At 53.8% G+C, this 13913-nt stretch carries 15 protein-coding genes; 2 read left to right on the forward strand and 13 right to left on the reverse strand.

The genetic code is table 11. The features are described from left to right. Window positions 1-36: 36 nt before the first annotated feature. From RGB73_RS16405 to RGB73_RS16435, 7 genes are all read right to left on the reverse strand, one after another. Complete coding sequence (locus RGB73_RS16405; RefSeq protein WP_310763626.1) at window positions 37-192, reverse strand: YycC family protein; 156 nt, start codon at window positions 190-192, stop codon at window positions 37-39. Window positions 193-382: 190 nt separating this feature from the next. After that, window positions 383-580 carry a hypothetical protein gene (locus RGB73_RS16410; protein ID WP_310763629.1) on the reverse strand — a complete coding sequence of 66 codons (198 nt, stop codon included), beginning with the start codon at window positions 578-580 and terminating at the stop codon, window positions 383-385. 159 nt (window positions 581-739) lie between these two features. Next, the gene (locus RGB73_RS16415; RefSeq protein ID WP_310763631.1) at window positions 740-1273 is read right to left on the reverse strand and encodes a TlpA family protein disulfide reductase; all 534 of its coding nucleotides are present in this window, start codon (window positions 1271-1273) and stop codon (window positions 740-742) included. Between the two features lie 24 nt (window positions 1274-1297). Continuing rightward, the gene (locus RGB73_RS16420) at window positions 1298-2008 is read right to left on the reverse strand and encodes a cytochrome c biogenesis CcdA family protein (protein ID WP_310763633.1); all 711 of its coding nucleotides are present in this window, start codon (window positions 2006-2008) and stop codon (window positions 1298-1300) included. 244 nt (window positions 2009-2252) lie between these two features. Then, the gene (locus tag RGB73_RS16425; protein WP_310763635.1) at window positions 2253-3482 is read right to left on the reverse strand and encodes an efflux RND transporter periplasmic adaptor subunit; all 1230 of its coding nucleotides are present in this window, start codon (window positions 3480-3482) and stop codon (window positions 2253-2255) included. A 28-nt stretch (window positions 3483-3510) separates the two neighbouring features. Then, window positions 3511-6651, reverse strand: coding sequence for an efflux RND transporter permease subunit (locus tag RGB73_RS16430; protein ID WP_310763637.1), 3141 nt, complete (start codon window positions 6649-6651; stop codon window positions 3511-3513). Between the two features lie 22 nt (window positions 6652-6673). Beyond that, a complete protein-coding gene (locus tag RGB73_RS16435) occupies window positions 6674-7054 on the reverse strand; it encodes a MarR family transcriptional regulator (RefSeq protein WP_310763639.1) in 381 nt (126 codons plus the stop codon). Window positions 7055-7217: 163 nt separating this feature from the next. On the opposite strand from RGB73_RS16435, the gene RGB73_RS16440 reads away from it, so the two are divergent. Beyond that, window positions 7218-8468 carry a sensor histidine kinase gene (locus tag RGB73_RS16440; RefSeq protein WP_396136112.1) on the forward strand — a complete coding sequence of 417 codons (1251 nt, stop codon included), beginning with the start codon at window positions 7218-7220 and terminating at the stop codon, window positions 8466-8468. Further along, on the forward strand, window positions 8461-9144 hold the full coding sequence (locus RGB73_RS16445; protein ID WP_310763643.1) for a response regulator: 684 nt from the start codon (window positions 8461-8463) through the stop codon (window positions 9142-9144). Before RGB73_RS16440 ends, RGB73_RS16445 begins: the two co-directional genes overlap by 8 nt. Before the next feature lie 49 nt (window positions 9145-9193). On the opposite strand, the gene RGB73_RS16450 is transcribed toward RGB73_RS16445, so the two are convergent. From RGB73_RS16450 to RGB73_RS16475, 6 genes are all read right to left on the reverse strand, one after another. Next, window positions 9194-10708: a two-component system sensor histidine kinase NtrB gene (locus RGB73_RS16450; protein ID WP_310763645.1), complete on the reverse strand. Its 1515-nt coding sequence runs from the start codon at window positions 10706-10708 to the stop codon at window positions 9194-9196. Between the two features lie 175 nt (window positions 10709-10883). Beyond that, window positions 10884-11174, reverse strand: coding sequence for an antibiotic biosynthesis monooxygenase family protein (locus tag RGB73_RS16455; protein WP_310763647.1), 291 nt, complete (start codon window positions 11172-11174; stop codon window positions 10884-10886). Window positions 11175-11257: 83 nt separating this feature from the next. Continuing rightward, complete coding sequence (locus tag RGB73_RS16460; RefSeq protein WP_310763649.1) at window positions 11258-12166, reverse strand: hypothetical protein; 909 nt, start codon at window positions 12164-12166, stop codon at window positions 11258-11260. Window positions 12167-12239: 73 nt separating this feature from the next. Continuing rightward, window positions 12240-12920, reverse strand: coding sequence for a thiamine phosphate synthase (gene thiE / locus RGB73_RS16465; protein ID WP_310763651.1), 681 nt, complete (start codon window positions 12918-12920; stop codon window positions 12240-12242). Next, on the reverse strand, window positions 12921-13547 hold the full coding sequence (locus RGB73_RS16470) for a thiamine phosphate synthase (RefSeq protein ID WP_310763653.1): 627 nt from the start codon (window positions 13545-13547) through the stop codon (window positions 12921-12923). It abuts the gene before it with no gap. Further along, window positions 13531-13893, reverse strand: a complete 363-nt coding sequence (locus RGB73_RS16475; RefSeq protein ID WP_310763655.1) for a hypothetical protein — start codon at window positions 13891-13893, stop codon at window positions 13531-13533. The genes RGB73_RS16470 and RGB73_RS16475 overlap by 17 nt, the downstream gene beginning before the upstream one ends. Between the last annotated feature and the right edge of the window lie 20 nt (window positions 13894-13913).

Consider the following 13913-nt stretch of genomic DNA (forward strand, 5'->3'; position numbering starts at 1 on the left):
TCCCCATCGTAGAACCCTGCTTATATGTAACCCCGCTTACTCTTCTTTCTTGTTCTCCTCTTCCTGCTTGGCCAGCTCCATCATTTTTTGCAGCAGGATGTGCTGCGGCATGTGCATGAGCTGTTCCAGTGGAACCTTCAGCTTTTCAGCCAGCTTGACCGCGGTTTCAGGCGATATTTGCAAAGGGCGCACGAGCTCCCTCTCCTTTCGTAGACATGGTGGAAGTCTCTTTAGTATAGCACGCGAAGCGGCCCTGCCATAGAACGGATTGGAAATCCTTGTTCTCTTAGCGACCTGGAATTGCGGCAGGGAAAAAAACGAGATCATCCTGCCAGCTATCCTAGCGGGATGATCTCCCCACAGATGCAATCCTGTCCATTCATCAAGGCTGTCGCTTGGTCAAAATGCACGGGACACCGAATCCGATCGCGCCGGGCTGGGACATTTGCTCCAGATATGCCAACCCCCGGGCGCATTGCTGCTTGCAGACCTGACAGGTGGAAGATGTTACGATTTTCAAGTTCAGCTGATTCGGGTGTTGCCGGGAATTTTTCTTCTTTACCTTTTTCGCCTTGGCCATCCGCTCTCCCCCTTAGCCCTGGATCACTCCAGTCTATGAAGGAGAACAACCCTACTCCTTAGGCAAGGGCACAAAACCGGTCAGATTGCCGCAAAATGGGCCATGCGCTCCCGCAAAAAAACGCCGTGCCCAGGCACAGCGCTTCTCTAAAGAAACCTCTTATGGCTTTTCCCCCAAAACCTGCTTCAATTCCTGCTCCAGGGTGTAGGAATCGATCATGCCGATTATTTTTTTCCGGACGATGCCTTGCGTGTCCACCACATAGGTCGTCGGGAAAGCCTGGACCAAATAGCGGTTGGAAACGGTACCGGCGACATCCATCGGAATCGGAAAGGTGAGCTTGTACGCTTCGACGAAGGCCTTTGCCGCCTCCGGACTGTCGCTAGTGGTAACGTTTACCCCGTAAAAGTCGACCTTGCCGCCGTATTTTTCGTAGAGCTTTTGCAGATCCGGCGCCTCCATGCGGCACGGCCCGCACCATGATGCCCAAAAGTTGAGTACCACGGGTTTGGACCTCTTCCCTTCGACCTTGTATACCTGATTGTCTAAGCCTGTCAACGTGAAATGAGGGGCCTGAAATCCCACTTGCGGCTTTTGTACCTCCGTCACTACGGCGGCAGATTCCTTGGGCTCTTGCCAGACGGCAAAGCCGACACCCACAGTCACCAGCAGCGCCAGGGCCAGCTTTTTCATGTTGTCACCTCTGCTTATGCTCGATCAAAATCCTGTAAAGCCGCCGAACAATTGAATCAGGACACGCGTAATATCCGTCAACTTGTCTGTGTACAAAAGCACCCCGAACAAAATCATGACGCCTCCGCCCACTTTCATAAACTGATCGGAGTATTTGACGATGGCGCTCACCTTACTGATAAAGAATGTCATCACAAAAAACGGGATGGCAAACCCGAGCGTGTAGGCGATGGTGTAGGTCAAGGCACGGGAGGGGTCCGACACTCCCATGACGATGATCCCGGACAAAATGGGGCCAACACACGGCGTCCAGCCCGCAGCGTATGTCATTCCTACCAGTATGGACCCAGTATACCCGATTGGGCGGGATTTTAAATCAATCTTGAACGATCGCATCATCCAGTCCATCTTGAATACTTGGAGCATGACAAGGCCGATGACGACGAGCAAAATGCCGCCAAGCTGGCGAATCAAGTCCTTTTGGTTGACGAAGAGACTTCCGATCCAGGAGGTAGACAGACCTAACGCAATGAAAATAATGGAAAAACCGATGATAAAGAACAACGTGTGCAGCAAAGCCTGTTTCTGGAATACCGTCCGCCCTCTCTTCACTTCATCGACGGTAATCCCCGTTATGTATGATAAAAAAGACGGATAAAGGGGCAAGCAGCAAGGCGAAATGAACGACAGAAAGCCCGCGCCAAAAGCCAGCAAAATGGAAATGTTTCCAGTCATACATACCTCCGAAGGTTGTTTCATCCACTATATTCCTTATTGTAGCGAAACTTGCCCCTTGCCAAAAGTGGAACGGACACTTTGCCTTAAATCCGTGACATTGTGTTTACGGAATATTTATTATGTCACCTTAATGAAGCTACTGCTGCTGCGACTAACCGTCTTGCCACTGAGGGAACAACCGTATGCTTTCTTCACAAAAAAAAAGAGGCGGATACGATACCGCCTCTTTCTCCTGTGTCTATTACTTCTGGATGGTCACTTTTCCGCCGTCTTGCAGCAGCGTCTGACCCTTCACCACGACTGTATCTCCAGCGGCCAGACCGGAGACAATCTCGATGGTATCGCTGGATGCTGCCCCTGTCGTCACTTCCACCTGTTTGGCGACATCGCCTTCCAGCTTGAAAACGTATTGTTTACCCGAGCGCTCGAAAACGGCTTTGCGGGAGATAATCAAGCTGTTCGATTTTCCGCCCGTGCTATTCGGGAACGTCACGTTCACGACCATGTCCGATTTCAAAGCATTGTCCGGATTCGGAATGGTGATTTCAACCGGATACGCTTTGAGCTGCGAATCCATGACGGGGCTGATTGCCGTGACTTTGGCATCGATTGTTTTTCCTGTCGATTGCACATTCACTTTGACAGGCGTGCCCACCTTCACTTTGGTAACATCTGCTTCGGACAGGTTTGCTTTCACCAACAGCGGGTTCGTGTTCACGAGTACGACCACGGGCTGTTGACCCGCCATCTGACCTACAGCGCCGTTCACGCTGGAGACAAATCCGCTGATCGGTGCCGTCACGGTCGCATTTGCCAGCGACTCGCGCGCGTTTTGCAAGCTAACAGCTGCTTGGTTCACCGATGCTTCCGAAACTTGCGTGCTGGTTTTTTGCTTGGCTACCTGCAGAGATTGTTGCGCATTCGCATACGAAGTCTGGGCGTTGGTCAGCTCCGTGTTCGCTTGTTCCATCTGCTGGGACGAAATGGCTCCTTGCGAGAACAACTGCTGCATCCGCTGCTGGTTGACTTTGGCATCCTGCAGGGCTTGCTCTGCCTGCTTCAGACTGTTTTGCGCTTGAACCAGTCCTTGGTCCGAACTGCTGGATGCCTGTTTCAGATTGGCTTGAGCCACCCGATAAGAAGCCTCTGCCTGTTGGACGCTGTTGCTCAAATCCTGCTCGTCGATTTTAAACAAGAGCTGTCCCTTTTGGACGTACTGCCCCAGTTTAACCGGAAGCGACGTGATCTTGCCGCTTACCTTCGGGGTGATTTGCACTTCCTCGCTTGGTGCGAGCTTTGCGGTCAGCCCGGAATCCGAGCTGACTGTACCTGTCGAAACCTGCTCTACCTGAACCGGTGTGACGGACTCCGTCTTTTCCGAAGGTGTTTCGGCCGCTTGCGGGCTGGAACAACCTGCCACCAGTGTGATGGCGAGCAACGCTAGTATGACGGGTTTATTGGCTTTAAACATATATGTCCCTCCTTATCCCACAAACGATTTACACTTCCAGAGCGGGAGCTTTCTTTGCGTTTTTCTTGGCTTCTTTCTTCGCTTTGCGCAGAGCGCGTTTTTCCCGGCGTTTTTTGCCTCGTTCATCGAACGAAGTGGTGACGACCGGCACCAAAACGAGAGTAATCAAGGTAGCGAAGCTGAGGCCGAAGATTACCGTGATGGCCATCGGCGCTTGCGTCTCTGTACCCGAACCGCCACCGAATGCAAGCGGTCCGATTGCCAAGATCGTCGTCAGCGTGGTCATCAAGATCGGGCGCAGACGGATCGGTCCGGCATGGAGAATCGCATCACGCAGTTCCCAGCCCTGTGCACGCAGTTGGTTGACATAGTCGATCAGTACGATCGCGTTGTTCACGACCAGACCGATCAGCAGGATGTAACCGATCAAGACGGATACGCTGATCGGTGTTCCCGTCACGAGCAAACCAAGCAGCACGCCTGTAACCGTCGGTGGTACGGAGAACATGATGATGAACGGGCTGTACAGCGACTCGAACTGCGATGCCATGACCATGTAGAGCAATACCACGGAGAGGACAATCGCAAGTGCCAGACTGCCGAACGATTCCGCCATATCCTCACTTTGACCGCCAAATTCCAGCTTGTATCCATCTGGCAGATTCAACTTATCCACCTTGGCTTGAATATCTTTCGTGACCGAGTTCAGATCCCGCCCAGCCAAGTCACTCGTAATTTTCACTTCACGAGTCATGTTGGAGCGGTTGATCGTCAGCGGCACGTCTACCTTGCTGATCGATGCCACAGAAGAAAGTGCCACTTGAGCTCCGCCTGGTGCAGAAATGCGCAGATTGTTCAAGTAGTTAATATCTTCCTGATAATTCTCAGGCAATTGAAGCTTAATGTCAATTTCATCGTCGCCCGTACGATACTTCGTAACAGTCTGCCCTTGGAAGGAAGTGCGCACGGCAGAGAGAATTTGGCCGGTTGTCAGGCCGTACAGGCTCGCTTTCTCCGCGTCCACCTTCACTTCGAATTCCTGTCTGGACTCTTCCAGACTCGTCGTTACGTTGTTCGTGCCAGGAATGCTTTCTACTTCCCCTTTGATGATCGAGCTGATGTCTTTGAGGACATCGAGGTCATCCCCGCGAACCGTCAATTCAATCGGCGAACCGGTGGACATGCCCTCGGCTGCACTGACAGTGATCTCAGGCCCTGCAATGGATTTCATCTTTTTCGTCAAGTCGATCACGATGTCTTCCGAGGAGCGCTGCCGCTGCGTGACGTCCACCAGCTTGAGCGAAATCGTCGCCTGGTTGGAGGAAAGCGTGCTGGCAAGCGGAGAACCGTTGCTGCCGATGGAGGTCGCCACAATGTCCTTCTCCGGTACCTGGTTGACGATTGCTTCCACTTGTTTGGCCACTTTTTCGGTTTCGGCAAGCACCGTACCGTTCGGCATTTTGATGGAAACCGAGATTTGTCCTTGGTCCATGCTCGGAATGAACTCGGCACCGATCATCGGCGTGAGGGCAAGCGAGCCCACCATCATGACAATCGCCGAGATAATTACTGTCTTACGGTGTCCCAATGCCCAGCCGAGCAATTTTTGATACGCCTTTTCCACTTTGTGGAATCCGATGTTGAACCAAATAACCGGGTTGATGCCTCGGTAATCTTTTCGGTTCGCGTGATCCGGCACCTTTTTCAAGATGCGCGAGCTCAGCATCGGGACCAGCAGAATGGAGAACACGAGCGCTGCAATGTGGGAGAACACCACTGTCAATGCAAGCGGTCCGAACAATTCCGCCGCGATCCCCTCCGTCAAAGCGATCGGCAGGAATACGCAAATCTGCGCCAATGCCGAAGCCATAACGGCCGTTCCCACTTCCTTCGAACCGTCAAGGGCCGCTTGCATCATACTCTTGCCTTGCTCCCGCTGACGGAAGATGTTCTCAAGCATAACGACCGCAAAGTCAATCAGTGACCCCAGACCCAGGGTCAAGCCGGACAGGGAAATCAGGTTGATCGTCTGCCCTGTCATGTACATGAGAAGGAACGTCGCCACGATCGACACCGGCAATACGATAATGGCGATGATCATGGACTGGATGCTTCCCAGGAAGAAGAACAGCAGGACGATCCCGACCAGACCACCGAGCAGGGCGTGCTCTGCGGTCGTGTAGATGGAATCCTTGATATACGTTGACGTGTCAAGGGTGGTCGTGACCTGGATGTTCGCAGGCAGGTCCTTTTTGATCTTTTCCATCTCTTTTTTGACTTCGTCTGCGACCTCGATGGTGTTGCCGCCCGATCCCTTGGTGATGGAAATGCCAAGGCTCGGCTTGCCGTTCACATAGCTCAGCTGCGTGACTTCCTCGGTCGTATCCTTCACCTGGGCAATGTCGCTCAAGCGAAGGGAGCTGCCGTTTCCGAGCGAGATGGGAGCGAGTGCGATCTGCTCTACGTTGGCGTACTCCCCTTGCACCCGGATGTTGAGTTTTCCGTCACCCTCGCGAACAGCCCCTGCGGAACCCGACAGGTTGCTGCTGCTAAGCGCTTGCTGTATTTGATCGAGAGTAAGGCCATAAGCGGACAGCTTTGCCGGGTCCACAATGACATCGATGATGCGATCTTGACCGCCGCTAATCGATGCGGACGCCACGCCATCGATCCGCTCCAGCCTGGATTGGATCAAATCTTCCGCCATTTTTTTCAACTGGTTGACATCTTGATCGCCCGTCACCGCGAATTGGATAATCGGCTGGCTGTTCGGGTCGATCCGCAGTACGCGCGGTGCATGAGCAGAGTCAGGCAAAGCGCCGCGAACCTGGTCCACTTTCTCGCGCATGTCCAGGGTCGCCTGATCCAGGTCTGTACCCCAGTTGAACATCAGAATGACTTGGGAAGCTCCCTCCACGGATACGGAGGAAATACTGTCCAAATCTGAAACTGTGCCCAGCGCGTTTTCGATTGGCTTCGTTACGAGCTTTTCCACCTCGCTCGGCGAACCACCGTCGACGGAAGTAACCACGACCGCGACCGGGAAATTCAAATCCGGCATCAGGTCGATGGCGAGTCGTGGAAGCGAGACGAAACCAAAAATCAGCATGGCCACCGTCAGCATGATCATCGTGACGGGGCGTTTAATGGATAGTTCTGACAGATTCAACTTTACTCACCTCTTCTTTAAATCAGCTAGTCAGTTTCTTTTTTTGTGAAATCATTTCCTGCAACGCATGAAGAGATGAGATTGCATGAGGATCCTCCAACTCCATCCCCTCCTGTACCCGTTCAGTCAGGGAAACCCACACGATGCGGCGATCACTACTATCTCGAAACCTCCTCACCAAATTTTCTTGCTCCAGCCGGTTGATCAGCCCCGAAGTTGTACTGTATGAAAGATCGACAGCTTTGGTTATGTCTCCCATCGTTTTTGGCCCTTTCTCAATCTGTTCCAGGATCAGGACCTGTTGCCATGTGACGTCGCCGCTATCCAGTTCCTTCTTCGAAATCGATGAAAACAAGGCACTTGCTTCCCGCAGGAGCTTTGCCAGCTGAATCAGTTCTTTCATGAAAGCCTCCCCTTGCATTCACTACGTGACCCGTGACTCATCCTTGTTACTCGTCATTTCACCAACCTTATTCTACCGATAGTCCTAGGTAGTGAAGTCTACCACCTGGTTGATTTCCAGAAGGGGAGGGTCTATCTGGAGATAGATGACAACGCATGCTAGAATGAAACTAAGTGATAATCCAGAACAGAGAAAGAAGGATGTCTCTTTGTGGAAAGTTAGCCTTAAAGCAATTCAGAAGCGCTTATTGATCATTTGGTTCTCCGTATTGATCGTGCTGGCCTTATTGCCGAACTCATTTATTCACGAAACCCCCTTACAGTTTTTCATTACAATGGTACTATTCTTTTTTTATATCGTCGTCTTCTGGGCGTCTAAAAAAAATTGGAAGCCCTTCCAGATTGAACTGGTCACGATATTGCTCGGCTCCGTTTCCCTGATCAAGAGTTTGGTCGTAGGCGGAGAAGGCTTTGGCATGATGCTTCCGCTCGCCGTGTTCATCGGCTTTCATATCGAAGGGAAACGCTCGCTTGCGTATGCGACTTTTTTTGGTGTCTGCACGACCCTGTCGATGTACTTCGAGGGCATTTTGTCCATCGCCCACCTCGTCCCGTTTATCCTGACCTACATCGGTTGCTATATTGGTGGGCGCGGGTACCGTATTCAAAACACGGCGTACCAGATGAACCAACAGCATCTGGAGGAGCTGCAAAAAGCGCACACCGAGCTGCGTGAAGCCCACGACCAATTGCAGGAGGCGGCGCTCCATACCATGCAGGTGGCGGTATTGGAGGAACGTACCAGAATCGCACGGGACATCCACGATGCACTCGGCCACAGCCTCACATCGCTTATCGTCCAGCTCCATGCGGTAAAGTACATGCTGCAAGACGGCCCTCCCCAAGCGCAGGAGGCCGTTCGGAATATGCTCAGCGTAGCCAAGCAAAGTCTGGATGACATCCGTTCTTCCGTTCACACCCTTGCTATGGATAAAACATCGTTGGGGCTCGCTCCCCTGCGGGCACTTTTGTCCCAGGCGGAAAAGCACACCGGCGTGAAGATGAATTTGATCAGCAACAATCTCGAGAGCACGTTGTCCCAAGAGGTGACTGTCACGGTATATCGCATTTTGCAAGAAGCGATTACAAATACCTTGCGTCACTCCGATGCGAAAACCATCGATGTCCACGTGGAAACGAAGCCGGAGTCCATCGCGATCTCCATTCGAGACGATGGCAGCATCACTCCTGACAAGGCGATCCAACCCGGCTTCGGACTGAACGGAATTCGGGAGAGACTGCAAAAATGGAATGGAAAATTTCACTACTTTGTTCGGGATCCGCACGGTTTTCAAATCGATGTGGAAATCCCGCTGACATCACTTCGAACGAAGGGGGCAATCGGCGATGACTGATACATCTCAGCAAGAGAAAATTCGCGTCGTTCTGGTAGATGACCAGACGATGATTCGTCAAGGACTTGGTTACGTCATCCAGATGCAACCTGACATGGAGGTTATCGGGGAAGCGGCAGACGGCAACGAAGCCGTAAACATCATCGGGGAGCTCGTTCCCGATGTCGTCTTGATGGACGTACAAATGCCGAACAAATCGGGGATCGATGCGACCAGGGAAATCATGCTAACGCACCCCACGGTGAAAGTACTCATCCTCACTACTTTTGACCATCACAACTACGTGGTAGACGGCATCCGCGCCGGAGCCGTCGGCTACATGCTGAAAGACGCAGATTCGCAGGAAATGCTGGATCTGATCCGTCGCGCGTACCAGGGAGAAGCGCTGTTCCATACCGTGACAGCCGCCAAAGCGCTGGCGGAAGTCCTCAAAGCCCAGCAGCCCGCTCCCGAAAGTCCGCCATCCGCATCGGTCCTCCTGGATGATTTGACGGATCGCGAGCTCGATGTGTTGCAGCAGATTGCATACGGCTACCGAAACGACCAAATCGCTCAAAACCTGTTCATCAGCGAGGGCACGGTCAAGACCCACGTCCATCGCATCCTGCAAAAAATGGGCGTAGAGGATCGCACGCAGGCTGTAGCCATGGCGCTCCGCCATCGGCTGGTCAAATAGAGCGACGAAAAGACGGAAGCGCTACTTCCGTCTTTTTTGCTATTCTCTTTCAGATTTGACCATTCTGGCAAAGCGGAAGTCTGATCTCAAAGCGAGCCCCACCCAGCTTGGGAGAATCATCCGCAAAAATTTCTCCGCCGTGATCATTGATGATGCGCTGTGTCGTGGACAGGCCGAGTCCTGTCCCTTCCTGTTTCGTCGTGTAAAATGGCACGAACAGATTTTGCTTCGCTTCCTCTGATAGCCCGATCCCGTCGTCCTCGACGGTAATGACGACCTGATTAATCGAGGCGAATACGCTTACCCGCACCAACGTTCCTTTGCCCATCAATGCTTCGAATGCGTTCTTCAGGATGTTTAAAAACGCTTGCTTGATCCTCGGACGATGACCGTATATGTACCAATCCCCTTGTCCAATCTGCACGTCCAGCCGGATGCCTCTCCTGTTTGCCTCCGGCTCCAGCAGGCGAACGACCCCGTGGACTTCCTCCATCACGAGGAAACGCTCGGAGACGATCTTGTCGTCCCGATAGCGGGCCAGCACGAGCACGTCATTCAACAAGCCATCGATCCGCTCGATTTCCGTCAAAATGACCGAGAAGTAGCTCTCCCGGCGCTTGTTGTCCCCCTGCTCCCTGAGCAACTGAATGAAGCCTTTGATCGAAGTCAGAGGATTGCGAATCTCATGCGCCATGCCTGCTGCCAATTGTCCTACTGCGGCCAGCGCCTCCCGCTTCGTCAGCTCTTCCTCGTAGCGCTTGCTATCCGTGATATTGCGCATTACCGCGATCGCCCCGCACAGCTCCCCGTTTCGATAAATCGGACTCGTGCTGACTGTCGTCCACTGCGAATTGTATTCCGCTACATAATGCCCGGATTGCCCACGCTCGATCACCCATTGGACGAAACGTTCGCTGTCGTGCGGACAGAACGCTTCGTCGATATTTCTGCCTATGATCTGGTCGCGGTCTACTCGAAACAGTCGGGCAAGCTCATAGTTTGCCTCGATAATGTTCTTTCGCCTGTCAATCATGAGCACCGCGATGTCGTTGGATTTTAAGACGAGCTGGACCAATTCCTGTTCGGCCACTTCGGAGAAATACTCCTCGGCTCCCCCCTCTTCGGAGCCGTGGACAGCCTGAAGGTTTTGAATGCCGCCTGCTTGTCCGACGTGGAACAAGCGGGCAAGCACCTGATCAACCACCTGGTAGAGCTGTACCATTGCTTGCAAATACGGCTCCCGCTCCGTTTCGGTACCTGCGATGGCGGCGAGGTCGCCATTCAGGCGGGCAAGCACCGCATCCCTCCCCAAGCGAATCCACTCAGCGGCTTCGCGGGCAGGCGCTCTCCCATCCGCACAAGCGGCATACAGCTCCTCCGATAGCCTGTCCAGATCGCGATGTCCCTCTGCCCCCGCACAATCCGCAAACGTCGCAAACATTTTGACAAGCCATGATGTTGATGGAGCGTACTCCCTCTGCCCGCTTTCTGAGCTGGAAGAAAGCACGTTGGCAGCCAAAACAGGTGCCAGTTGAACAAGATAAGTGCGTATCCGATTTTTCAAGTCGCTCTGGCTCCTTTGCCTTTACTTTACCGCGTGGCTAAATTTTCCAACAGACGATACTTTTATTATGAGCGTTATGTACCTGTGATGTAAAGCGGTACGAATGAGCTCGTTAGCGTATTATCGGAAGCGATAAAAAGGCATTTGCCCACCTGTTGGCAAATGCCACGGCCCGTTACGAGTGCGCCTTTACCGCGTATCCCTCAAGCGTCGACGTTACCGGGCTGTTCGGGTTGCTGCCAGCGTGTGCGCGCTGGAATGCCTCGCTTTGCGTCCAATTTTGAAAATCTTGTTCCGTCGCCCATTTCGTGAAGACAATATACTCGTTGCCTTCCGCGGGTGCGAGAAACAGGAATTCCAGAAAACCCGGAACGTCCTTCATCCTTTCGCCGCCACCTGCGAAAGCCCGCTCCAAATGCGACTGGTAATCGGCCGGAACCTTCAATTTGTTCATGGAAACGTACATGCGCTTCACGCCCTTTCCCGATTGGATACCTTTCCCATTATAGCAGCGAACCCTCGAAAAACCAAAAAGAACCGCAGACGATATTAGTCTCGCCTGCGGTTCATTTGCTGTTCCAGCATGATGTCCATGAGGAGCGTATCCTGCAATGGATCTTTTGGATCCGTCGTCAACAAAGCAGCTACCGCCGCCATCGCGCTGCGGACCGATTGATAGGAGTAAAAAGCATCCCGTTCCGCATCGCTGAACAAAGAAAGGTCGGAGCGTTCCTGCACCGGGTACGGAAAATCCGTCTCTACTCCCGCGCGATCCAGTACAATCAGCGCCTGCTTGATCGCCAGCAAGGCTGCACTTACGCTGATTCCGTACTCTTTGCGCAGATCGTCCCATACCTGAAAGGCGGACTTTTCTACCCGCTCCTGATTGGGCCGCGTGATGATACCTGTCTTGCGTCCCTCTTTCAACAGCCAGTCTACAAAGATGTCCGGACGTGGGGGAAACGCATAGACCTGGAGCTTCATCTCCAGCTCGGTCGGATAGTCTTTGGCAAATCGCGCGTGCGACAAGGACATCTCATAGCGCCGAGAGGGATGGCCCGGAACCGTCACAAAGACCGTGTCTTGCCGCACCGCAGCGACCTGCAGCTTGGTGCGGGCAGGGATCCTGCCTTGGGGAGCCTTTTCCCTGCGGATATTTCCCGGTATGAGCTCCGTACCGAACTGATGGTACTCTAGCGGAGAGTCTATCCACGGGATTGGTTCCCGTGTCTGTATTTCATACAGCCCGTTGAACGTCACCCATTCGCCCGGCCGGCGCTGGCTGCGGATCAGAACCATATGGCGTTCGTCCTCCGGCGGGACTTCGGCATCCGTATCTTCCGGCGGCGGGAACACGCGTTTGTGTTCGACGAGAACGCTTTCGTGCAGAAGCAGTCGCTCCAACAGCTCTCGTTTGCTTACCCATTCGTATCCAATCCGGTAAATCCGGTTCTTCATCGGCTCCACCTCCTTCTTGTCGCCATCTGGTGTGATTTCTTCCAGCCGAGTTTTTGTTAACCTACCATATGTATCAACCGACCTGTCCGTGCCGGGCAGATCGTACAATTCCCTGCAAGGAGTGCGCTGCCTCGCGCGGGGAAGCCGCTCTGCTGATCGCACTGATGACAGCCACGCCGTCTGCCCCGAAGCGAATTACTTCCGAAGCGTTTTCCAGTGTAATTCCACCGATCCCGACGATTGGGAGCTCCGTTCCTACCGCATCGCGGATTGCCTTCAAACCCGCCGGCCCGATTGGCTCACCGGCATCCGCTTTTGAGGAAGTGGCGTACATGGCTCCGACCCCGATGCAGTCTACCCCGCCATTTTTCGCCGCCAATGCTTCTTCTACTGTCCCTGCTGATACGCCGATGTACATATCCGGTCCGACGATCCGTTGCACCTCGGCAAGGTGCATGTCGTCCTGTCCCACGTGGACTCCGTCCGCCTGCAGACGAACGGCGAGATCGACGTCATCGTTGACGAAAAACAGCGTACCGTGCTCGCGGCAAAGTTCCTGCAGCTGGCGGCCAAGCTCAAAACGCTCATCGGCAGTCAGCTTGCTCCCTTTGTCGCGGAGCTGCAGCGTCCCCACTCCGCCCTCAAGTGCTTCTCTGACGATCTGGACGGTACGCTCCACGGAATATCCGCAATCTTGCGTTCCGATGACAACATACACACCCATTTTCTCTCGCAATATGCTTCTGTCTTTCATTTACATTCGCCCCTTCCCACTGTCGAGCGCCTCTCGGTATGCACGCGCGGCCTGCTTGACGTCCTGGGCATCCGTAATCCCGGAAAGCACGCCGATGCCCGAGCAGCCCGCCCCCAATACTTGACTGGCATTCTCCGGAGTAATGCCTCCGATCCCGATGACCGGAATCTTCAGTCTCGCCGTGATACGGGCCAGCTCTTCCGTACCTCTCGGCGGGATCCCAGGCTTGGAACCGCTCGCGAACACATGGCCGTACAGCACATACGAAACCCCTTCGCCTGCCGCTTGCTCCGCCTCCGCCAAGGAATGCACGGACCGGCCGATCCATTGCTCGTCCCTCAGTACAAGGCGAGCTTCCGCCGGGGTCAGGCTATGGTAGGCCAGATGTGCGCCGCGGCACCCTGCCGCCGCCGCCACATCCACTCGATCGTTGATGATGAGACAGCCTTTGGGCAGCACGTTGGACAAAGCGATCGTCCAGTCCATACACTCCCGCGCTGTCCGCTGCTTTTCCCTGACATGCAAATAGTCCATGCCCCCGGCATAAGCTGCTTCCGCCATAGCGAGCACCTCATCCAGCGATTGACGGCCGCTGGTTATGACATGAAGCTCAGGAGTGCGAGTCATTCGTCAGTCCACCGCCCCCCGACAACGCTGTCAAGCATTCCTGCAGCCATTGCCTCGTCTTGTCATCTCCCTCGGCAGGAGCGTGCGCGAGCAAATCCGCGACGAGCCTGCGGAGAAAAAACGACTGCTGCAGCGTCAAGGGGAATGTGATATTTTTCGGTTTCGTCTCCTGCTTCTCCAGCGTTTCCACACCGGCGAGCATTACGCCCGCGATCGATTCCACCAGATCCGAGAGCGACTCGTTTTGCTTTAGTTCGTCGTAGCATCCGTCATAGAGACGGCACAATATCAAAAACGCCTGTGACGACAAGGTCACCGGCTGTACCTCCTGCATCGGTTCCGTCACACTCTTCCCTCCACTCGCGT

Origin of the sequence: Brevibacillus brevis (assembly GCF_031583145.1) — a bacterium.
Lineage (GTDB): Bacteria > Bacillota > Bacilli > Brevibacillales > Brevibacillaceae > Brevibacillus > Brevibacillus brevis_E.

Coding starts and splice junctions, on each gene's coding strand:
- RGB73_RS16455 (WP_310763647.1), bottom strand. CDS start 11,174: ATGTACGTTTCCATGAACAAATTGAAGGTTCCGGCCGATTACCAGTCG.
- RGB73_RS16410 (WP_310763629.1), bottom strand. CDS start 580: ATGGCCAAGGCGAAAAAGGTAAAGAAGAAAAATTCCCGGCAACACCCG.
- RGB73_RS16425 (WP_310763635.1), bottom strand. CDS start 3,482: ATGTTTAAAGCCAATAAACCCGTCATACTAGCGTTGCTCGCCATCACA.
- thiE (WP_310763651.1), bottom strand. CDS start 12,920: ATGAAAGACAGAAGCATATTGCGAGAGAAAATGGGTGTGTATGTTGTC.
- RGB73_RS16445 (WP_310763643.1), top strand. CDS start 8,461: ATGACTGATACATCTCAGCAAGAGAAAATTCGCGTCGTTCTGGTAGAT.
- RGB73_RS16460 (WP_310763649.1), bottom strand. CDS start 12,166: ATGAAGAACCGGATTTACCGGATTGGATACGAATGGGTAAGCAAACGA.
- RGB73_RS16470 (WP_310763653.1), bottom strand. CDS start 13,547: ATGACTCGCACTCCTGAGCTTCATGTCATAACCAGCGGCCGTCAATCG.
- RGB73_RS16420 (WP_310763633.1), bottom strand. CDS start 2,008: ATGACTGGAAACATTTCCATTTTGCTGGCTTTTGGCGCGGGCTTTCTG.
- RGB73_RS16435 (WP_310763639.1), bottom strand. CDS start 7,054: ATGAAAGAACTGATTCAGCTGGCAAAGCTCCTGCGGGAAGCAAGTGCC.
- RGB73_RS16440 (WP_396136112.1), top strand. CDS start 7,218: ATGAAACTAAGTGATAATCCAGAACAGAGAAAGAAGGATGTCTCTTTG.
- RGB73_RS16415 (WP_310763631.1), bottom strand. CDS start 1,273: ATGAAAAAGCTGGCCCTGGCGCTGCTGGTGACTGTGGGTGTCGGCTTT.